Source organism: Agromyces sp. NSFZ (assembly GCF_056156205.1).
Window position 1 is genome coordinate 1,336,848 of record NZ_CM149585.1, and the last position, 19,210, is coordinate 1,356,057.

Here is a 19,210-nt window from a genome sequence, read left to right on the forward strand (position 1 = left end):
TGCCGTTCGGGCCGCCGGCTGTGGAATGCTCGAAGCATGGCTGAGCCCCGTCGACCCCGCCGCCCGGCTGCTCGAAGGCACGGGGCGACCCGCGGTGCTGGGCGACCGGGCGCCGGCCCGGCGCACCGCCCCCGCATCGCCGCCGACGGGCCCGTCATCGAGCTCGAGGTCGAGCGCGTCGCGCACGGCGGCGTGTTCGTCGCGCACCACGAGGGCCGCGTGGTGTTCGTGGCCGACGCGATCCCCGGAGAGCGCGTCTCGGCCCAGGTCATCGACGTGCAGCACGACCGGTACTGGCGAGCCGAGACGCTCGAGGTGCTGCGCGCATCGCCCGCCCGTCGCGAGCACGTCTGGCCGGAGGCGTCCGTCGGCCGGGCGCCCGAGCAGCGGGCCGGCGGCGCCGAGTTCGGCCACATCGTCATGGACCGCCAGCTCGAGCTCAAGGCCGAGGTGCTGCGGGACGCGCTCGCCCGCATGGGCGGCGTCGAGTTCGACGCACCCGTGGAGGCCATCGATCCGTCACTCGCGCCCGGCGCGTCCGTCGAGCTCGGCACGGGGTGGCGCACCCGGCTGCGGCTGCACGTCGCCGACGACGGCACGGTCGGACCCTACGCGGCCCGCAGCCACACGGTCGTGCCCGTGGCATCCGTGCCCCTCGCGGTGCCGGAGCTCGCGGCCATCGCGCCGCTCGCCGAGCGGTTCCCCGGAGCGCGGGCCGTCGACCTCGTGGCGCCGAGCGTCGGCGATCCCGAGGTGGTCGTCATCTCGAGCGAGCGGATGCCGCGAGCCGCTCGCCCGACGATCGAGGAACGGGTCGGCGACCGCCGGTTCCGCCTCGATCGGGACGGATTCTGGCAGGTGCATCGCGGTGCGGCGGCGACCCTGACACGCGCCGTGCAGGAGCTCGTGGATCCCGACCTGTTCGACCCCCAGGCGGCGAACCTCGACCTGTACGGGGGCGTCGGTCTCCTCGCGGCGGCGATCGGCGACCGCTTCGGCGACACTGTGCGCATCACGTCGGTGGAGGCCGACACCCGGGCCACCGAGCACGCCGGCGCCAACCTCGCCGACTGGGTCGGCGCACGCGCGGTCACCGCCCGGGTCGACCGGTTCCTCGACGACCTCGTCGCCGAGACGGACGCCGGCGCCGGTGGGCGTGCCCGGCTCCGGGATGCGACCGTCGTGCTCGACCCGCCCCGTTCGGGTGCCGGGCGTCACGTCGTCGATCGGCTCGCCGAGCTCGCGCCGCGGCAGCTCGTGTACGTGGCGTGCGATCCGGTCGCGCTCGCACGCGACGTCGGGCTCCTTCGAGATCGCGGCTACGAGCTCATGGAGGTGCGCGCGTTCGACCTGTTCCCGAACACCCACCACTTCGAGGCCGTGGCGAGACTCACCGCTATCGTGTGACTGACGGGAAAGGGGGACGCGTGTCGGGTGCAGATGCGACGGATGCCGCCGCGACCGTGGCGATCGTCGACGATCACGAGGCCGTGCGGCTCGGGCTGCGTGCGGCCTGCCGCGACGCCGGCTACGAGGTCGTCGCCGAGACGGCCAACGTGCCGGAGCTGCTCGCGGCGCTCGCCGGCTCGTCGTGCAACGTGGTGGTGCTCGACCTGTCGCTCGGCGACGGCTCCTCGGTCACCGACAACGTGCGCGCCGTGCTCGACACGGGCAGCGCCGTGCTCGTGCACAGCATCGCCGACCGGGTCGCGGCGGTGCGTGAGGCGCTCGCGGCCGGCGCCGCCGGGGTCATTCCGAAGGCGTCGCCCATGTCGACCGTGATCTCGGCGATCGCGACGGTCGCGAAGGGCGAGGTCCTGAACAACGTCGAGTGGGCGAGCGCCATCGAGGCCGACCGCGAGTTCGCGAAGGCGCAGCTCGGCCGGCGCGAGCGCGACGTGCTGCACCTCTACGCGTCGGGGCTGCCGCTCAAGCTCGTGGCGATGCAGCTCGGCATCGCGCACTCCACGGCCCGCGAGTACCTCGACCGCATTCGGGCCAAGTACGTCGAGGTCGGAAGGCCGGCCCCCACCAAGGTCGACCTGCTCCGCAGGGCCGTGGAAGACGGCATCCTCCCGGGGCTCGACGGCGAAGGCGGGGATGCCCGCCGCTGAGTGGCGGGTCCCGCGGCTCACCACCAAGCGAGCCGCCGTCACCCGCGCGCAGGTCGAGACGGTCACGGCACGCGCGCTGGGGCTGTTCGGGCTGGTGTTCGGCGCGCAGACGCTGCCCATGGCGCTGGAGCAGTCGTCGGCGTTCGTCGACGGCGCCGGCACCGCCATGATGGCGATCCTCTACGGCGTGCTCGTCGTGCTCGCCGTGGCCAGCGTGGCGAAGGTCGCCGTGCGCGGCGCCGCGCTCGCGTTCGCGGCGCTGTACGCCGTCGCGCTCGCCGCGTGGCCGTTCCTCATCGAGGATGCGGCGGCCCTGCAGGGCGACACGCCGTGGCTCTACTACCTCTGCACGGTGGCCACGGCCGCGTCCGTGGTGGCGCTGCCGGTGCCCGCCGCGACGGGCTACACGCTCGTCGTTCCCGCGGCCTACGGCGTCATCCGGCTGCTCCCCGCGGGAGGCGAGGCGGTGCCGCTGCTCGCCGTGCTCGACGCGATGTACGCCGTGATCCTCGGCGCCGCGGTGCTCATCATCGTCACGATGCTCCGCCAGGCCGCCGAATCCGTCGACGGCGCACAGGACGCCGCGCTGGAGCGCTACGACGTCGCCGCACGGCAGCATGCCACCGAGAGCGAGCGCGTGAAGGTCGACGCGCTCGTGCACGACAGCGTGCTGACGACGCTGCTCTCGGCGGCGGCGGCGGGGTCGCCCGACGAACGGGCGCTCGCCGCGCGGATGGCGAAGGACGCCATCACGCGACTCGCTGCCGCGGGGGCCTCCGGTCCGCGGGCCCTCGAGCGGGTCGGACTGCCCGTGCTCGTGCGCCGGCTGCGAGCCGCGCTCACCACGTTCTCCGCGCCGTTCATCGTGCGGGTCGTGAACGCCGGCGGCGTCGAGCTTCCGGTGGAAGCCGTCGACGCGCTCTACTCCGCGGCGGTGCAGGCCATGGTGAACAGCATGCAGCACGCCGACGAGCCCGGGCGCAGCACGCGGCGCGAGCTCCGGATCCGCGGGGTGCGCGCAGGCGGATGCGTCATCGAGATCGCCGACAACGGCGTCGGCTTCGATCGTCGCGACGTGCCGCTCGAGCGCCTCGGCCTGCGGGTCTCGATCGAGGAGCGGATGGCGGGCGCGGGCGGCGCCGCCGAGATCGAGTCGAGCCCCGGACAGGGCACCACGGTGACGGTCGCGTGGCCCGCAGGAGCGGCAGGGGGCGACGCATGATCGGCGTGCCCCGTTGGCTGCTCCTCGTGCTCGGGGCGCTGTTCTCGACCTACCACGTGGTGCTCGGCGTGTACTCGCTGAACGTGCCCGCTGCGCCGTGGCCGACGGTCGTCGCGCTCGTGCTCTACTCGATCGCGACGGTCGCGAGCCTGTGGCCGGGCACCAAGCTGCGCATGCCCGACTGGCTGGCGGCGTTCGACCTGGCCGTGAGCATCGTGCTGCCCCTGCTCGTGACGAGCCAGCTCGACGCCGACGCCGACAACGGCTACGCGACCTGGTACGTCGCCGGCGTCGGCACTCTGATGACCATCGCGGCGGCGCGGCGGCAGCTCGTGGCCGCCTGGCTCGGCGTGCTCGCGCTCGCCGTGCAGACCGTCGTGTGGGCCGGTCCGCTCTCGCTCGGCACGCTCGGTGTCATCGGGAGCATCGTCTGGGTGGCCATCGCGCACATGCTGACGTCGGCGCTCACGGCGGCGGCGCGCGAGACCCGACGCTATGCGCAGGCCGAGCGCGAGGCGGCGGCGTGGCAGGCCGCGCAGGACGCGCACCTGTTCGAGGGGCGCATGCGTCTCGCCCAGACGAACCGGATCGCCGCGCCCATGCTCCGCCGCATCGCGGATCGCGGCGGAGAGCTGACCGAGGCGGAGCGCCAGGAGTGCCGGATGCTCGAGGCGGCGATCCGCGACGAGATCCGCGGGCGGATGCTCCTCACCGATGTCGTGCGCACCGAGGTGCAGCGCGCTCGCGAGCGCGGCACGGTCGTCATGCTCCTCGACGAGGGCGGGATCGACGATCTGGACGAGCCCACGCGCGACCGGGTGCTGTCGCGGCTGGCCGAGTCGATCGCCGACTCCCGGGCCGACCGCATCATCGCCCGCACTGCCGCGGAGGGCTCGCCCGTCGCGGTCACCGTCGTCGGCCTCCGCGAGCCCGCAGGCGGCGGGACGGCGGTCGACGACACCGACGACCTCGAGGTCGAGTTCTGGCTGGAGATCCCCCGGACATGAAGGTGGGGGGCCGATCGACGATCGGCCCCCCAACAAGCCCGAGCCACGGCGACAACCCGAATATCGCCCTGACTCGCCCCCAACGGTCACCGGTTACCCGACCGGTGACGGTGGCGACTCCAGTGGAGTCTGCAGTACCCATCCTGACGCACCGTCGCCGCTCGCGCAGTCGTCATTTCGGGGGACATCCGAGGTCCCCCTCGCCGCCGACCGCTCGAGAAGTCGAGGGAACGTCAGCCAACCGGCATCGGAACCCTGCGGTGTTCGGGGGACATCCGCCGTGCGGGGGACATCCGCCGGGACGTCAGCAGTCGGAGCGGGCCCATTCGCCGTTGCCGACGGCGAGCGGCGAGCGCAGCGCACGGCCGCTGCGCACCCACCGGTTCCGGGCCGGTTCGGTGACGGATGACTCGGCGGACTGCTCGTCGATGGCGGCGAGGAGCACCGCGGTCACGGCCGCGGCCTCGTCGTGCGTCACGCTCCTGGTGAGGAAGCGGAGGTCGGCAGCGCGGGCGTCGGCCTCAGCTCCGGTGTCGGACCGCACGTCGGCGGGCCTGCTGTTCGTCTCGCTCATGGTCGCTCCTACAGCGGGATGTTCCCGTGCTTCTTCGGCGGGAGGCTCGCGCGCTTGGTGCGGAGCGCTCGCAGCGCCTTCGTCACGGCGACGCGGGTGGCGGCCGGTTCGATGACGCCGTCGAGCTCGCCACGCTCGGCCGCCAGGAACGGCGACGCGACGTTGTAGGTGTACTCGTTGGCGAGCTTCGTGCGCACGGCGGCGACGTCCTCGCCCGCCTCCTCGGCACGCTTGATCTCGCCGCGGTAGAGGATGTTCACCGCGCCCTGGCCGCCCATGACCGCGATCTCGGCCGTCGGCCAGGCGAGGTTGATGTCGGCGCCCAGTTGCTTGGAACCCATGACGATGTACGCCCCGCCGTACGCCTTCCGGGTGATCACGGTGACGAGCGGCACGGTGGCCTCGGCGTAGGCGTAGAGCAGCTTCGCGCCACGTCGGATGACGCCCGTCCACTCCTGGTCGGTGCCGGGCAGGTAGCCCGGCACGTCGACGAGCGTGATGATGGGGATCGAGAACGCGTCGCAGAAGCGCACGAAGCGCGACGCCTTCTCGCCGGCCGCGATGTTGAGCGTGCCCGCCATCTGGCTCGGCTGGTTGGCGATGATGCCGACCGAGCGGCCCTCGACGCGCGCGAAGCCGACCACGATGTTCGGCGCGAACAGCGGCTGCACCTCGAGGAAGTCGCCGTGGTCGACGATGCCCTCGATGACGGTGTGCATGTCGTAGGGCTGGTTCGGCGAGTCGGGGATGATCGCGTTGAGCCGTCGGTCGCCGTCGGTGATCTCGAGCTCGACCTCGGCGTCGTAGACCGGGGCATCCGACATGTTGTTGTCGGGGAGGAAGGCGACCAGCGTGCGCGCGTAGTCGAGGGCGTCGGACTCGTCGCTCGCGAGGTAGTGCGCGACGCCCGACACGGTGTTGTGGGTGAGCGCGCCGCCGAGCTCCTCCATGCCCACGTCCTCGCCGGTGACGGTCTTGATGACATCGGGACCGGTGACGAACATCTGGCTCGTCTTGTCGACCATGATGACGAAGTCGGTGAGCGCGGGGGAGTAGACCGCTCCACCCGCCGCCGGCCCGCACACGATGGAGATCTGCGGGATGACGCCGGAGGCCTGCGTGTTGCGGCGGAAGATCTCGCCGTACTTGCCGAGCGCGACGACACCCTCCTGGATGCGGGCGCCGCCCGAGTCGAGGATGCCGATGATGGGCACGCCGATCTTCAGGGCGAGCTCCATGACCTTGATGATCTTCTCGCCGGCCACCTCGCCGAGCGATCCGCCGAAGATCGTGAAGTCCTGGGAGTAGACCGCGACCTGCCGGCCGTGGATGGTGCCGGTGCCGGTGACCACGGCATCGCCGTACGGCCGCTTCGCGTCCATGCCGAAGGCGTGCGTGCGGTGGCGCACGAACTCGTCGAGCTCGACGAACGAGCCCGGGTCGAGGAGCTCGGCGATGCGCTCGCGGGCGGTCATCTTGCCCTTGGCGTGCTGCTTCTCGATGGCCGCCTTGCCCGACGCGGTCACGGCCTCGTGATAGCGCTGCTTGAGGTCGGCGAGCTTGCCGGCGGTCGTGGAGAGGTCTGGGCCGTCAGTCGCTTCGGTCACGCCGTTCACTCTACCGGCGCGCCTTGTGCCCACTTCGTTGACGGTTTCCTACAAATCCGGCCGACGACGTGGTGCCTTCCGGCGACGCGCCGAACTGGGAGACTGTCGGCATGGAGCTTCCGCTGAGCCGTGCCGCCGTGCCCCGCCTCGAGTTCGTGGCGACCACCGGTTCGACGAACGACGACCTGCGCGCGGCGGCCACCGGCGCAGCGGCGGCCGCGTGGCCGCACGGATCGGTCATCGTGACCGACGACCAGACCCGAGGCCGCGGGCGCATGGGTCGCACCTGGATGGCGCCGACCGGCAAGACCCTCGCGATCTCGGTGCTGCTGCGGCCGGAGCTGCCGGGCGGCCGGCCGTTCCCTCCCGAGGCGTACGGATGGATCCCGCTCATGGCCGGTGCGGCCATGACGGAGGCCGTCCGCCGCGCCGTCGACGCCGCGGCATCCGTCCGGCTCGACCTCGACGAGGAGGACGGCTCCGGCGGCGTCGAGGTGGTGCTCAAGTGGCCGAACGACGTGCTCGTCTCGGACTACAAGATCTGCGGCATCCTCTCGGAGCTCCTGCCGGACTCGGGCGCGGTCGTCGTGGGTGCCGGCCTCAACCTGACCCTCGACGAGCATGACCTGCCGACCCTCACGTCGACGTCGCTCCTGCTCGTGACGGGCAGCCGGCCCGATGCCGACGCGGTGCTCGCCGACTACCTCACGGGCTTCCTCGGGCTGTTCCGCTCCTTCGCCGAGCACGGCGGCGACGCCGAGGCCAGCGGCGTCGCGACCCGCGTGGCCGAGCTCTGCGGCACCCTCGGCTCCGCGGTCCGGGTCGAGCTGCCGGGGGGTCGCGAGCTCCACGGCGTGGCTGAGCGACTCGACCGCGACGGCCGCCTCGTCGTGCGCGACCGGAACGGCGAGGCGCAGACTGTCGCGGCGGGCGACGTGACCCACCTGCGGTATTAATGGGCGTATGAGCCGAGCCGCGAGCCAGGCTGCCGGCCGGCCTGCAGCATCCGAGCAGGTCGTGGCCCGCCTGCGGCGCCACGCTCGCGTGCTCGTCCTCCCCGCGCTGCTGCTCATCGCGGTCGCCGGGGCGGCCGGCTACGCGATGGCCGTCGTCGCCGAGTGGTGGCTGCAGCTCGTCGTCGCGGGCATCGCGCTCGTCGTGGTGGTCGCCGGCTGCCTGATGCCCTTCCTCGCGTGGCTGACCAGGCGCACGACCATCACGACGCGCCGCGTCATCGTGCGCCACGGCGTGTTCCAGCGCGTGCGCCAGGAACTGTGGCACGGCCGCGGCTACGACGTCGTGGTGCGCCGCTCCTGGGCCCAGCGCATGCTGGGCTCCGGCGATGTGCGCCTCGACGGCGGCCAGGAGCCGATCGTCCTGCGCGACGTGCCCGACCCCGTCCGCCTGCAGGCCGCCCTGCACGAGCTCATGGGCCGCGAGCAGCACTCGGACGGCGGCCCGCCCTGGGCAGGATCGCCCGCCGACCGTGGTGCCGTCGCCAAGCGCGGACGCTGAGTGTCCCGAGAGCGCCGCGGCATCCACCGGAAGCGCGTAACCTAGAAGTTCGGTCGTGCGCCCTCGAGCACGTGCCGAGCGATGAAGGGTTCCACGTGGCCGACGAATGCATCCACGGTTTCGATGACGGTCTCTGCGCCATCTGCTTCCCCCCACCCGAGCCCGAGCCGAAGCGAGTGATCGCTCCGCCGCGTCCGACCAGGTCGACCGGGTCCCCGGCGTCACGACCCGCCCGGCCGGCGCGTCGCGTCGCGGGCGCCGCGAGCGCGCGCACGCTCCACGAGGCCCCGGTCGACCCCAAGACGGTGCGCATCTACCACGTCACGCACGTGGACAACCTCGCGTCGATCCTCGGCGAGGGTGCGCTGCTGGCCGACCGCGCCGGTGCGACGCCCGCGGTCGACGTGTCCGCGCCCTCTGCCCGGGAGTTCCGCCGTTCCGCACCCGTGCCCGGCAACGGCTCGGTGGTCGCCGACTACGTGCCGTTCCTGCTCTCGACCGACGCGCACGTGTGGAACGCCGTGCGCACGGGCACGTTGGATCCCCGGCTCGCCGCCGACGCGGTCGAGCGCCAGCCCGCCGACCACGTCATCCTCGTGAGTTCCGTGGCCGGCGCCGTCGGCGCGCGCACCGAGGTCGATGGCACGATCGTCGTCACCGACGCGGATGCCGCGACCGGCGCCGTCGGCGCGGCATCCGCGTGGCCCGACGTGCTCCGCATGCTGCAGCGCCTGCACCGGGACGACGAGGGGTCGCGCCTGCTCTCCGCGGAGGTGCTCGTCCGGGAGTCGCTGCCGCTCGAGCGGGTGCTGCTCATCGCGGTCGGCAACGACAGGGTGCGCGACCGCGTGCGCGCGGCGCTCGACGCGGTCGGGCTCAGGACCCGCGTGGCGGTGTACCCGCCCTGGTTCCAGCCGACCCCGGCGTCCGCGGGGGAGTAGTCATCGGGGCATCCGCCGGGCGGGGCTGGGGCTCCTCGAAGATGGTGCGTTGCGCCTCCTCGACCCGGGCGAGGTTCGACAGCCCGTCGGAGCGGTGGTGGCCGAAGACCCAGTAGCGGTAGAGCAGGAAGCGGAAGGCCGTGCCGAGCGCGAGCCCGACGCCGTTCGTCGAGATGTTGTCGGCGACGATGCTCGTGTAGCCGAGCAGGTAGTGGCTCACCCAGAGGCAGAGCAGGGCGATGGCCATGCCGCCGAGGGACACGATGACGTACTCGGCGAACTCGCGGAGGTAGTTCCGGCGACGGTGACGCCGGAACGTCCAGAACCGGTTGCCGAGCCAGTTGAAGACGATGGCCACCGACGTCGAGATCGTCTTCGCGCCGATCGCCGACTGCGCCCAGTGGTCCTCGCCGAAGACGCCGAGCCGCAGCAGGTTGAAGAGCGCCACGTCGATGACGAGGCCGATGAGGCCGACCACGCCGAACTTCACCGCGTAGGCCAGCAGCCCATGCCAGAGCCGGGCGAGGGCGCTGCCGGCTCCGGTGGTCACCGGCACATCCTATGTCGCGAGCGCCCGCCTAGACTGAACCGGGGCGCCGAGGGGCGCGCCCTCGGTGGAACGGAGGAACGTGTGCGGGTCGGAGTGATCGGCGGCGGACAGCTTGCCCGGATGATGATTCCCGCAGCGATCGAGCTCGGCGTCGACCTCAGGGTCCTCGCCGAGGGCGAGGGCATGTCCGCGGCGCTCGCGGCCGCACAGGTCGGCGACTACACCGACGCCGACACCGTGCTCGCGTTCGCGCGCGACGTCGACGTCATCACGTTCGACCACGAGCACGTGCCCCAGGACGTGCTGCACGCCCTCGTCGACGCGGGCGTGACGGTGCATCCGGGCCCCGACGCGCTGAAGGTCGCGCAGGACAAGCTGCTCATGCGCCGCCGGCTCTCGGAACTCGGCCTCCCGGTGCCCGACTGGGCCCACGTCGAGTCGGCCGCCGAACTCGACGACTTCATCGTCGAGCACGGTGGTGCCGCCGTCGTGAAGACCCCGCGCGGCGGCTACGACGGCAAGGGCGTGCGCATGGTGCGCGGCGCCTCCGAGGTCGCCGAATGGTTCACGACCATCGCCGAGGACGGCCGCGGCGGGGCCCTCCTCGTCGATGAGCTCGTCGACTTCCGCCGTGAGCTCGCCCAGGTCGTCGCGCGTCGCCCCTCGGGCGAGGTGGCCGCATGGCCCGTCGTCGAGACCGTGCAGGTCGGTGGCGTGTGCAGCGAGGTCATCGCGCCGGCACCGAGGTCGGCCGGACGGCTCGCGGATGTCGCGGCCGACGTGGCCATCTCGATCGCCGAGGGCCTGGGCGTCACGGGCGTCCTCGCCGTCGAGCTGTTCGAGACGACCGACGATCGCATCCTCGTGAACGAGCTCGCCATGCGCCCGCACAACAGCGGCCACTGGTCGATGGACGGCTCGACCACGAGCCAGTTCGAGCAGCACCTGCGCGCCGTGCTCGACCTGCCGCTCGGCGGCACCGGATGCCACGCCCCCTGGTCGGTGATGGTGAACATCCTCGGCGGGCCCGAGGAGGGCACGCTCGCCGACCGCTACGACGAGGCGCTCGCGGGACATCCGACGGTGAAGCTGCACAACTACGGCAAGGAGCCGCGGCCCGGACGGAAGGTCGGCCACGTCACCGCGATCGGCGACAACCTCGACGACGTGGTCTACGAGGCCCGAGCGGCCGCGACGGTGCTCCAGGACTGACCGCGCTCTGCGGGGAGCGAGCCGCCGCCCGTGGTCACAGGTCGGCGTGCAGCTGCCAGACCCGCTCGGCCGAGTCACGCCAGCTGAACGCCCTGGCGCGGTCCTGCCCGGCCACCGACAGGTGCTCGGCGCGTGCCTCGTCGGTGACCACGGTGGAGATCGCGGCCGCGAGGCGATTCACGTAGCCGTCGCCCGCGACCCCGACCGGGACGGACAGGGCGGATCCCGCCGAGGTCTCGACGTACTCGGGGATGTCGGCGTGGATGACCGGCGTGCCGAGCGTGAAGGCCTCGATCAGCGTCGCCGGGTCGCCCTCCTCCTGCGCCGGGGCGATGAAGGCCGTCGCGCCGGCGATGACGACGGCGAGATCCTCGTCGGAGGGGTCGTCGATCGAGCGGACGACGCCGCTCCGGGTTCCGGACGCCTCGGCGACGGCGGGCAGTTGCTGTTCGCCCGAGGCTGCCGGTCCGAGCACGATGAGGGGCAGCTCGGGCATGCCGGGGCGTCCGAGCGCCGCGAGCACATCCACGACGCCGTGGTACGGCGCGAGGGACCCGACCGTGACGAGGTAGTCGCGCGGGAGCTCGAGCGCGGCCGCGCGCTCGGCGGCATCGGACGGGATGCGCAGCCGTGACCGTGCGGCCGTGGAGATCACCCGGATCCGGTCGCCGAAATCGTGCTGCTCGGCGACTCGCGCCGCGAGGGCGTGCGTCGAGACGACCACGGCGTCGGCGTGCTTCCAGGCGCGCTTCAGCATCGCGCGACGCCAGGCCGACTCGGGGGCCGAGAGCGACTCGGGGTGCGTGTGCGCGAGCGTGTCGTGCACGGTGACGACGACCTGGTTGCCGGCTCGGCGGTCGTGCTTGCGCAGCGGGGCGAACAGGCTGGGGGAGTGGATGATGCCGCCGCCCGGCGAGGTCGTGAGCCCGATCTGCCATGCGGCCGCGAGTTCGCGCCTGGCGAGCGAGGTCGGGTAGAGGTCGGCCAGCCCCGGCAGGATCTGCCTGATGCGCTCGTAGTCGGTCGGCGGTGACGAGGACACGATGCCCGCGACCTCGCAGCTGGGCGGTGCGGAGGCGATGAGTTCGCGCGTGAGGTCCTCGGTGTAGCGGCCCACCGGACCGGGAACGGGGGCCACGAGCTGGTCGACGACGACGCGCAGTCGAGTGGTCATGTCCGTTTCGCCTCCTGTCCGCCCTCCAATGTAGTGGTCGGCTCGAACGATGCCCTGAGCCCTGTGGACACTTCGCCCCGACCCGTGCGCGCCCTGTCGGCTTCTCACAGGACCCGGCTCTAAGATCGTCGGGTGAGCGCTGCAACCACCCCCCTCGTCGGCGTCGTGATGGGTTCCGACTCCGACTGGAACGTCATGCGCGAGGCATCCGAGCTGCTCGAGGAATTCGGCGTCGCGCACGAGGTCGAGGTCGTGTCGGCGCACCGCACGCCCGAGAAGATGATCGCCTACGGCAAGGGTGCGGCGGATCGCGGGCTGAAGGTCATCATCGCGGGCGCCGGAGGTGCCGCCCACCTCCCCGGCATGCTCGCCTCGGTCACGACCCTGCCGGTCGTCGGAGTGCCCGTGCCGTTGTCGCGACTCGACGGCCTCGACTCGCTGCTCTCCATCGTGCAGATGCCTGCGGGCGTGCCGGTCGCCACCGTCTCGATCGGCGGTGCGCGCAACGCCGGACTCATCGCCGTCAAGATCCTCGCCACGTCCGATACCGCGTTGAGCACCGCGCTCGCCGACTACGCCACCGCCCTCGCCGCCCTGGTCGAGGAGAAGAACGAACGCCTCAAGTCGAACCGATGACCCTCGCCGCCAGCCCGATCCGCTTCCCCGACCTCTCGTCGCGCGCGTTCATGACGCGGCGAGCGTGGTGGCTCGTGGTGCTCAACCTCCTCATCCCGGGCTCGGTGCAGGTGCTCGCGGGCGACCGGAAGCTCGGCCGCTTCGGGCTGGGAGCGACGCTCACGCTCTGGACGATCGCCGTCGTCGGGTTCGTGGTCTGGCTGCTCTGGCCGACGGTGCTCTACACGGTGTTCTCGACGACCGTCACGCTCTGGATCGTCGCCGCGGTGCTCGTGTTCTATGCGGTGCTGTGGGCGATCCTCACGCTCGACACCCTGCGCCTCGTGCGGCTGGTCAAGACGCAGCCGTCGGCTCGGGCGTGGGTCGCGGCGTTCTCGGTGGTCGTGATGGTCGCCGTCTCCGGCACGGCGGCGTACGGCGCCTACCTCGCGACGACCGCGAGCGGGTTCCTCTCGTCGGTGTTCGTCGCGGGCCCGACGGAGCCGCCCGTCGACGGGCGTTACAACATCCTGCTCCTCGGCGGTGACTCCGGTCCCGATCGGGAGGGCATGCGCCCCGACAGCACGAGGGTCCTCAGCATCGACGCCGACACCGGGCAGGCGGTCTCGATCGGCCTGCCCCGCGACCTCGAGTACGTACCGTTCTCCGAGGGCTCGCCGCTGGCCGACGTCTATCCCGAGGGCTACGGCGCGATCGACGGATGCGAGGTGGACGTCTGCCAGCTCAACTCCATCTACACCGAGGTCGACGTGAAGAGCCCCGAGATGTACCCCGATGCCGTGGCACAGGGGAGCGAGCCCGGCATCGAGGCCATGCGCGACGCCGCCGAGGGCGTGACCGGGCTCGAGATCCAGTACTACGTGCTCATCGACATGCAGGGGTTCGAGCAGCTCATCAACGCGCTGGGCGGCGTGGAGATCAACGTCGAGACGCGCATCCCGATCGGCGGCGACGAGGACAACGAGGGCGTCGACGGCTGGATCGAGCCGGGCCTGCAGCGCCTCGACGGGTACCACGCGCTCTGGTACGGCCGCGCGCGCTACGGCGTCGCCGGAGGCGACTACGCGCGCATGCAGCGACAGGCGGTGCTGCAGGAGGCGATCCTGCGCCAGTTCACGCCCGCGAACGTGCTCACGAAGTTCCAGGAGGTGGCTTCCGCGGGAGCCGACACCGTGAAGACGGACATCCCCCAGTCCATGCTCGGCTACTTCGTGAACCTCTCGATGAAGACGAAGGAACTGCCGGTGACCTCGGTGGAGCTCGTGCCCGACAACGGGGTGGATCCGACCGACCCCGACTGGGAGTACATCCGCGGGCTCATCACCCAGGCGATCACGCCGCCGACCGAGGAGCCGAGCGAGGGGTGAGGCATGCCCTGCCACGGCCTCGTGCAGATGCTCATCGCCGTGACAGGGCAAGATGGAGTGTCATCTCCGTCCACCCCCCGAGAGTCACATGAATCCTTCGTCCGCGCGTCCGCGCGTCGTCGCCGTCGTGGTCGCCTACAACCGGCGCGATCTGCTGGTCGAGGTGCTCGACGCGCTTGCGGCCCAGCGCGAGCCCGTGTCGCACATCGTCGTGGTCGACAATGCATCGACGGATGACACGGCCGAGGTCGCCCGCGCCGCCGGCGATCTCGTCGACCTCGTCCGACTCCCGCGGAACACCGGCGGCGCCGGCGGATTCGCCGCAGGCATGGCGATGGCGCTCGACCGGCACGAGCCCGACTGGCTGTGGCTGATGGACGACGACACGGTTCCCACCGAGGGCGCGCTCGCCGCGCTCCTCGGCGCGGTCGACGGCACCGGGTTCGTCGCGGCGGGTTCCCGGGTCCTCTGGACGGATGGCAGCGAGCACCCCATGAACACGCCGCGTCCGAATCCCTTCGCGCGACGCGCCGAACGCCGGGCCGCTGCACGTGTCGGCGGCATCCCCGTGCGGAGCACGTCATTCGTGTCGATGCTCGTCCGCGCCGACGTGGTCCGCGAGGTCGGCCTCCCGATCGCCGACTACTTCATCTGGAACGACGACTTCGAGTACTCGACCCGCGTGCTCCGTCGACGCCGAGGCGTGCACGTGCCGGCCTCCGTCGTCGTGCACAAGACGCGCGTGCTCGGATCGACCGATGCCGATCCCGGACCCCGGTTCTACTACGAAGTGCGGAACAAGCTCTGGATGTTCCGCAGGTCGCGGAGCCTCTCCCCGTTCGAGAAGGCGGTCTACGGCGCGGCCACCGTGCTGCGGTGGATCCGCACGTTCCGACGCTCGAGCGACCGGGCGGTCCTCGGCGACGGGTGGCGTCGAGGCCGTCGCGACGGCATGCGCACCCGGCCGCGCCCGAACTCGATGTCGCTCGCCGGGCTCGGCGACGTCACCGCCGCGGTCGCCCGGGCGGAGGGGCGATGAGCGAACCCTTCACGCTGTTGATGCCCGTCTATCGGGGCGATGACCCGGCGCACTTCGCGAAGGCGTTCTCCTCGAGCGTGACGGCGCAGACGCGGCGACCCGACCAGGTCGTCCTCGTGCAGGACGGACCGGTCGGCGAGGGGTTGTCGGAGGCCATCGAGGCCGCAGTGTCCTCGTCGCCCGTTCCGGTGGTGCTTCACCGCATCGAGCAGAACGTCGGGCTGGCTCGTGCGCTCACCGAGGGGCTCGCACGCAGCGATCACGACATCGTCGCGCGGATGGACGCCGACGACATCTCGCTGCCCGAGCGCTTCGCGAAGCAGGTCCCCCTCATCGAGGGCGGCCTCGACCTCGTGGGCACCGGAATGCTCGAGTTCCTCGACGACGTGGGCTCCATCGTCGGTCGCCGCGTGCCCCGCGTGGATCCGGCCGAGATCGCACGGTACGCGCGGTTCCACGACCCGTTCAGCCATCCGACGGTCGTGTACCGGCGCCGCGCGGTCGAGCGCGCCGGCGGCTACCAGGTCCTCGGCCTCATGGAGGACTACTGGCTGTTCGCCAGGATGATCGACACCGGCGCGGCGGTGGGCAATCTCGCGGAGCCCTTGGTCATGTACCGGGTCGGTGCGGGCGCGTACGCACGGCGCGGGGGTCGGGCGCAGTGGCGCAGCGAGCTGGCGCTGCAACGGGAGCTGCGGAGGATCAAGTTCACGACGCGTGCCGAGTTCCTGCGCAACGTGGGCGTGCGGGGGCTCTACCGCTTCGTGCCGGAGCCGATCCGGAAGGTGGCGTACCGTCGCTTCATCGCGCGGGGCTCCGCCCCCGAGGAGAACTGACCCGCGGGGTCAGCGATCGGCGGGCTGCCTGGCGATGCCCGAGGCATGCAGGGCCGCTCGCCAGTGGCGCATCGGTTCGATGCCGACCCGCCGCCAGCCGTCGTGGCCGAGGACGCTGAACGACGGCCTCCGCGCGACCTGCGGGAAGGCGGCGCTCGTCGTGGGGGTGATGCGCCGAGGATCCAGCGAGGCTTCCCGGAGGATCTCCTGGGCGAAGCCGTACCAACTCGTGCGACCGGAGTTGGTGCCGTGATAGATGCCGCCGGGCGCGTCCCGCTCCACGAGCTCCAGGATCTTCTCGGCGAGGTCCCGTGTCCACGTCGGCTGGCCGATCTGATCGTCGACCACGGACCAGGTCTCGCGCTCGCCGGCCAGGCGCAGCATCGTCGAGGCGAAGTTCCGGCCCCCGACGCCGTAGAGCCAGGCGGTCCGCACGATGGAGGTGCGTCCGGGGTTCCGGGCGAGGGCCAGTTCCTCTCCCGCCGCCTTGGTTCGCCCGTACGCCGACACGGGGTTCCTCGGGGCATCCTCGGGATACGCCTCGACGGCGGTGCCGTCGAACACGTAATCGGTGGAGATCTGCACCATCCGGGCACCATGCGAGGCGCACGCCGCGGCGACGTGGCCGGCGCCGGACGCATTGACCGCGAAGGCCCGGTCCTCATCGGTCTCCGCCGCATCGACGGCCGTGTATGCGGCGGCGTTGATGACGACGTCGTGGCCGGCGACGGCCGCCAGCACGGCCGCGGCATCGGTCACGTCCAGGCCGGCTCGGTCGAGCGCCGTCACGTCGTGATGGTCGAAGGCCCGACGCAGTTCGCCTCCGAGCATCCCCGAGGCCCCCGTGATCAGGATGCGCATCCGGGCTACTGTCCCTGGGCGACGTAGCGAGCCTCGGTCGCCTCCTTCTGCGGCGCCCACCAGTCCTCGTGGTCGCGGTACCACGCGATGGTCTCGGCCAGTCCGTCCTCGAAGTGGTCGAGCCGGGGAACCCAGCCGAGTTCGGTGCGGAGCTTCGTCGAGTCGATCGCGTAACGCAGGTCGTGGCCCGGGCGGTCGATCACGTGGTCGTACGCATCCTTCGGCTGCCCGAGCTGGGCGAGGATGAGCTCCACGACGTCGCGGTTGCTGCGCTCGCCGTCGGCGCCGATGAGGTAGGTCTCGCCGATGACGCCGCGATCGATGATGGTGAGGACGGCGGAGGAGTGGTCGTCGGCGTGGATCCAGTCGCGCACGTTCTCGCCGGTCCCGTAGAGCTTGGGTCGCTCGCCGCGGAGCACGTTCGTGATCTGCCGCGGAATGAACTTCTCGACGTGCTGGTACGGCCCGTAGTTGTTGGAGCAGTTCGAGATCGTCGCCTTCACGCCGAACGAGCGGACCCATGCCCGGACGAGCAGGTCGCTGCCGGCCTTGGTCGACGAGTACGGGCTGGAGGGGTTGTACGGCGTCTCCTCCGTGAACCGGGCCGGGTCGTCGAGTTCGAGATCGCCGTAGACCTCATCGGTCGAGATGTGGTGGAACCGGCGGTCATGACGGCGAACCGCCTCGAGAAGGGTGAAGGTGCCGACGACGTTGGTCTCGACGAACGGGCGGGGGTCGGCGAGGGAGTTGTCGTTGTGGCTCTCCGCCGCGTAGTGCACCACGACGTCGTGCTCGCGCACCAGGGCGTCGACGAGCGGCGCGTCGCCGATGTCGCCGCGCACGAACGTGAACCGATCCGAGGGCAGCCCGGCCAGCGACGCGAGGTTGCCCGCGTAGGTGAGCTTGTCCAGCACGGTGACGGTGTGGTCGGTGTGCTCGAGCACATGGTGCACGAAGTTGGAACCGATGAACCCGGCGCCGCCGGTGACGAGGAGGTGCATGATACGGAACGGGCCAATCTCTGCTCGGACAACCCCGCAATTCTAGCCCTGCCGCCGTTGGTAGGATCGTGGGGTGCAGATCCGAGAGCTCGCGGTGCCCGATTCCTACGTCGTGACACCCCGGATCCACTCCGACGATCGGGGCAGCTTCCTCGAGTTCTACCGGCACGACCGCCTCGCCGAGGCGGTCGGCCACGCTCTCGACCTGCGACAGGCGAACACGTCGATCTCGCGTCGCGGCACCTTCAGAGGCATCCACTTCGCCGATACGCCACCGGGCCAGGCGAAGTACGTGACGGTCATCCGCGGCGCCGTCCTCGACTTCGTGATCGATCTCCGCGTGGGATCCCCGACGTTCGGCGCGTGGGAGGGCGTACGGCTCGACGATGTCGAGCGACGCGCGGTCTACCTGTCCGAGGGGCTCGGGCACGCGTTCCTGGCCCTCGAGGACGAGACCGTCGTGACCTACCTCGTCAGCGACGTCTACAACCCGAGCGCCGAACACGCGGTCGATCCGCTCGACGACGCCATCGGCCTCGAGCTGCCGATCCCCGAAGCCGAGCTCCTGCTCTCCGAGAAGGACCGCCAGGCGCCGTCGCTGGCGGAGGCGATCGAACTCGGCATCCTCCCCGATTGGCAGGCAGCGCGTGCATGGTACGCGGAGCTCGATGCGAGAGTGAAGGCCTGACATGCGCGGAATCATCCTGGCCGGTGGTACCGGAACGCGGTTGTGGCCGATCACTCGCGGCATCTCGAAGCAGCTGATGCCGATCTACGACAAGCCCATGATCTACTACCCCCTCTCGACGCTCATGATGGCCGGCATCAGGGAGATCCTGATCATCACGACGCCCGAGTACCAGGAGCAGTTCAAGGCCCTGCTCGGCGACGGAAGCGAGCTCGGCATCGACCTGCGGTACGCCGTGCAACCGTCGCCCGAGGGACTGGCCCAGGCGTTCATCATCGGGGAGGAGTTCATCGGCGACGACAGCGTGTCGCTCGTCCTCGGCGACAACATCTTCCACGGCGCCGGGCTCGGCACGGCGCTGCGCCGCAACTCCGACATCTCGGGGGCGCTCATCTTCGCCTATCACGTCTCGAACCCCAGCGACTACGGCGTGGTCGAGTTCGATGCGGGCATGGTCGCGAAGTCGATCGAAGAGAAGCCGCGCGTGCCGAAGAGCAGCTACGCGGTCCCGGGGCTCTACTTCTACGACAACAGCGTGGTGGAGATCGCGAAGTCGATCACGCCGAGTGCACGTGGCGAGCTCGAGATCTCCTCCGTCAACGAGGCCTACCTGCGACGCGGGGACCTGCGGGTGCAGGTGCTCGATCGGGGAACGGCGTGGCTCGACACCGGCACCTTCGAGTCGATGATGCAGGCGAGCGACTACGTTCGCGTGATCGAGCAACGTCAGGGGTTCAAGATCGGGTGCATCGAGGAGATCGCCTGGCGTGCCGGATGGATCGACGACGCGCAACTCGAGCGGCTCGCGGCGCCGCTGGTCAAGAGCGGCTACGGGGAGTACCTCGCCCAGCTCACGCGGAGCTGAT

At 71.3% G+C, this 19,210-nt stretch carries 20 protein-coding genes; 14 read left to right on the forward strand and 6 right to left on the reverse strand.

The annotated features are described in order from the left end of the window. The first annotated feature begins 36 nt into the window (after nucleotides 1-36). From ACVFI9_RS06310 to ACVFI9_RS06325, 4 genes are read left to right on the forward strand one after another with little or no spacing between them, the layout of a single operon-like run. Nucleotides 37-1,407: a class I SAM-dependent RNA methyltransferase gene (locus ACVFI9_RS06310; protein WP_474765195.1), complete on the forward strand. Its 1,371-nt coding sequence runs from the start codon at nucleotides 37-39 to the stop codon at nucleotides 1,405-1,407. 20 nt (nucleotides 1,408-1,427) lie between these two features. Beyond that, nucleotides 1,428-2,114, forward strand: coding sequence for a response regulator (locus ACVFI9_RS06315; protein ID WP_474765196.1), 687 nt, complete (start codon nucleotides 1,428-1,430; stop codon nucleotides 2,112-2,114). Then, nucleotides 2,101-3,336 carry a sensor histidine kinase gene (locus ACVFI9_RS06320; protein ID WP_474765197.1) on the forward strand — a complete coding sequence of 412 codons (1,236 nt, stop codon included), beginning with the start codon at nucleotides 2,101-2,103 and terminating at the stop codon, nucleotides 3,334-3,336. Before ACVFI9_RS06315 ends, ACVFI9_RS06320 begins: the two co-directional genes overlap by 14 nt. After that, nucleotides 3,333-4,343, forward strand: a complete 1,011-nt coding sequence (locus tag ACVFI9_RS06325; RefSeq protein ID WP_474765198.1) for a hypothetical protein — start codon at nucleotides 3,333-3,335, stop codon at nucleotides 4,341-4,343. Before ACVFI9_RS06320 ends, ACVFI9_RS06325 begins: the two co-directional genes overlap by 4 nt. 304 nt (nucleotides 4,344-4,647) lie before the next feature. Here ACVFI9_RS06325 and ACVFI9_RS06330 read toward each other — a convergent pair whose 3' ends face one another. Beyond that, nucleotides 4,648-4,917: an acyl-CoA carboxylase epsilon subunit gene (locus tag ACVFI9_RS06330; protein ID WP_474765199.1), complete on the reverse strand. Its 270-nt coding sequence runs from the start codon at nucleotides 4,915-4,917 to the stop codon at nucleotides 4,648-4,650. A gap of 8 nt (nucleotides 4,918-4,925) precedes the next feature. Further along, entirely contained in the window at nucleotides 4,926-6,524 is a 1,599-nt protein-coding gene (locus ACVFI9_RS06335; RefSeq protein WP_474765200.1) for an acyl-CoA carboxylase subunit beta, read from the reverse strand. 110 nt (nucleotides 6,525-6,634) lie between these two features. Between ACVFI9_RS06335 and ACVFI9_RS06340 the strand changes: the two genes are divergently transcribed. The 3 genes from ACVFI9_RS06340 to ACVFI9_RS06350 all read left to right on the forward strand — a co-directional run bounded on the left by ACVFI9_RS06340 (nucleotide 6,635) and on the right by ACVFI9_RS06350 (nucleotide 8,980). Then, nucleotides 6,635-7,480 carry a biotin--[acetyl-CoA-carboxylase] ligase gene (locus ACVFI9_RS06340; RefSeq protein WP_474765201.1) on the forward strand — a complete coding sequence of 282 codons (846 nt, stop codon included), beginning with the start codon at nucleotides 6,635-6,637 and terminating at the stop codon, nucleotides 7,478-7,480. Between the two features lie 7 nt (nucleotides 7,481-7,487). Beyond that, nucleotides 7,488-8,039 carry a PH domain-containing protein gene (locus ACVFI9_RS06345; RefSeq protein WP_474765202.1) on the forward strand — a complete coding sequence of 184 codons (552 nt, stop codon included), beginning with the start codon at nucleotides 7,488-7,490 and terminating at the stop codon, nucleotides 8,037-8,039. Nucleotides 8,040-8,134: 95 nt separating this feature from the next. Continuing rightward, nucleotides 8,135-8,980: a DarT ssDNA thymidine ADP-ribosyltransferase family protein gene (locus ACVFI9_RS06350; RefSeq protein ID WP_474765203.1), complete on the forward strand. Its 846-nt coding sequence runs from the start codon at nucleotides 8,135-8,137 to the stop codon at nucleotides 8,978-8,980. Here ACVFI9_RS06350 and ACVFI9_RS06355 read toward each other — a convergent pair. Then, nucleotides 8,916-9,530: a GtrA family protein gene (locus tag ACVFI9_RS06355; RefSeq protein ID WP_474765204.1), complete on the reverse strand. Its 615-nt coding sequence runs from the start codon at nucleotides 9,528-9,530 to the stop codon at nucleotides 8,916-8,918. The two genes, ACVFI9_RS06350 and ACVFI9_RS06355, sit on opposite strands and share 65 nt — an antisense overlap. 120 nt (nucleotides 9,531-9,650) lie before the next feature. On the opposite strand from ACVFI9_RS06355, the gene ACVFI9_RS06360 reads away from it, so the two are divergent. Continuing rightward, nucleotides 9,651-10,742: a 5-(carboxyamino)imidazole ribonucleotide synthase gene (locus tag ACVFI9_RS06360; protein WP_474765205.1), complete on the forward strand. Its 1,092-nt coding sequence runs from the start codon at nucleotides 9,651-9,653 to the stop codon at nucleotides 10,740-10,742. Between the two features lie 34 nt (nucleotides 10,743-10,776). Here ACVFI9_RS06360 and ACVFI9_RS06365 read toward each other — a convergent pair whose 3' ends face one another. Beyond that, on the reverse strand, nucleotides 10,777-11,916 hold the full coding sequence (locus ACVFI9_RS06365; RefSeq protein WP_474765206.1) for a glycosyltransferase: 1,140 nt from the start codon (nucleotides 11,914-11,916) through the stop codon (nucleotides 10,777-10,779). 132 nt (nucleotides 11,917-12,048) lie between these two features. On the opposite strand from ACVFI9_RS06365, the gene purE reads away from it, so the two are divergent. From purE to ACVFI9_RS06385, 4 genes are all read left to right on the forward strand, one after another. Beyond that, nucleotides 12,049-12,552, forward strand: coding sequence for a 5-(carboxyamino)imidazole ribonucleotide mutase (gene purE / locus ACVFI9_RS06370; RefSeq protein ID WP_474765207.1), 504 nt, complete (start codon nucleotides 12,049-12,051; stop codon nucleotides 12,550-12,552). Then, nucleotides 12,549-13,919, forward strand: a complete 1,371-nt coding sequence (locus tag ACVFI9_RS06375) for an LCP family protein (RefSeq protein WP_474765208.1) — start codon at nucleotides 12,549-12,551, stop codon at nucleotides 13,917-13,919. The genes purE and ACVFI9_RS06375 overlap by 4 nt, the downstream gene beginning before the upstream one ends. Before the next feature lie 88 nt (nucleotides 13,920-14,007). Continuing rightward, entirely contained in the window at nucleotides 14,008-14,958 is a 951-nt protein-coding gene (locus ACVFI9_RS06380) for a glycosyltransferase (RefSeq protein WP_474765209.1), read from the forward strand. Beyond that, nucleotides 14,955-15,794, forward strand: coding sequence for a glycosyltransferase (locus ACVFI9_RS06385; protein ID WP_474765210.1), 840 nt, complete (start codon nucleotides 14,955-14,957; stop codon nucleotides 15,792-15,794). The genes ACVFI9_RS06380 and ACVFI9_RS06385 overlap by 4 nt, the downstream gene beginning before the upstream one ends. Nucleotides 15,795-15,803: 9 nt before the next feature. Here ACVFI9_RS06385 and rfbD read toward each other — a convergent pair whose 3' ends face one another. Further along, nucleotides 15,804-16,655 (reverse strand): dTDP-4-dehydrorhamnose reductase, encoded by an 852-nt coding sequence (rfbD, locus tag ACVFI9_RS06390; RefSeq protein WP_474765211.1) that lies wholly within the window; start codon nucleotides 16,653-16,655, stop codon nucleotides 15,804-15,806. Nucleotides 16,656-16,660: 5 nt separating this feature from the next. Beyond that, nucleotides 16,661-17,659, reverse strand: coding sequence for a dTDP-glucose 4,6-dehydratase (gene rfbB / locus ACVFI9_RS06395; protein ID WP_474766192.1), 999 nt, complete (start codon nucleotides 17,657-17,659; stop codon nucleotides 16,661-16,663). A 70-nt stretch (nucleotides 17,660-17,729) separates the two neighbouring features. Between rfbB and ACVFI9_RS06400 the strand changes: the two genes are divergently transcribed. Next, nucleotides 17,730-18,344 (forward strand): dTDP-4-dehydrorhamnose 3,5-epimerase family protein, encoded by a 615-nt coding sequence (locus ACVFI9_RS06400; RefSeq protein WP_474765212.1) that lies wholly within the window; start codon nucleotides 17,730-17,732, stop codon nucleotides 18,342-18,344. A 1-nt stretch (nucleotide 18,345) separates the two neighbouring features. Further along, a complete protein-coding gene (gene rfbA / locus ACVFI9_RS06405; protein WP_474765213.1) occupies nucleotides 18,346-19,209 on the forward strand; it encodes a glucose-1-phosphate thymidylyltransferase RfbA in 864 nt (287 codons plus the stop codon). The last annotated feature ends 1 nt before the right edge of the window (nucleotide 19,210 follow it).

Excerpts from the sequence above, each read along its gene's own strand:
- rfbA (WP_474765213.1), top strand. The coding sequence starts at position 18,346 with ATGCGCGGAATCATCCTGGCCGGTGGTACCGGAACGCGGTTGTGGCCG.
- ACVFI9_RS06365 (WP_474765206.1), bottom strand. The coding sequence starts at position 11,916 with ATGACCACTCGACTGCGCGTCGTCGTCGACCAGCTCGTGGCCCCCGTT.
- ACVFI9_RS06310 (WP_474765195.1), top strand. The coding sequence starts at position 37 with ATGGCTGAGCCCCGTCGACCCCGCCGCCCGGCTGCTCGAAGGCACGGG.
- ACVFI9_RS06345 (WP_474765202.1), top strand. The coding sequence starts at position 7,488 with ATGAGCCGAGCCGCGAGCCAGGCTGCCGGCCGGCCTGCAGCATCCGAG.
- ACVFI9_RS06325 (WP_474765198.1), top strand. The coding sequence starts at position 3,333 with ATGATCGGCGTGCCCCGTTGGCTGCTCCTCGTGCTCGGGGCGCTGTTC.
- ACVFI9_RS06385 (WP_474765210.1), top strand. The coding sequence starts at position 14,955 with ATGAGCGAACCCTTCACGCTGTTGATGCCCGTCTATCGGGGCGATGAC.
- ACVFI9_RS06340 (WP_474765201.1), top strand. The coding sequence starts at position 6,635 with ATGGAGCTTCCGCTGAGCCGTGCCGCCGTGCCCCGCCTCGAGTTCGTG.
- ACVFI9_RS06380 (WP_474765209.1), top strand. The coding sequence starts at position 14,008 with ATGAATCCTTCGTCCGCGCGTCCGCGCGTCGTCGCCGTCGTGGTCGCC.
- ACVFI9_RS06330 (WP_474765199.1), bottom strand. The coding sequence starts at position 4,917 with ATGAGCGAGACGAACAGCAGGCCCGCCGACGTGCGGTCCGACACCGGA.
- ACVFI9_RS06375 (WP_474765208.1), top strand. The coding sequence starts at position 12,549 with ATGACCCTCGCCGCCAGCCCGATCCGCTTCCCCGACCTCTCGTCGCGC.
- ACVFI9_RS06320 (WP_474765197.1), top strand. The coding sequence starts at position 2,101 with ATGCCCGCCGCTGAGTGGCGGGTCCCGCGGCTCACCACCAAGCGAGCC.
- rfbD (WP_474765211.1), bottom strand. The coding sequence starts at position 16,655 with ATGCGCATCCTGATCACGGGGGCCTCGGGGATGCTCGGAGGCGAACTG.
- ACVFI9_RS06360 (WP_474765205.1), top strand. The coding sequence starts at position 9,651 with ATGATGATTCCCGCAGCGATCGAGCTCGGCGTCGACCTCAGGGTCCTC.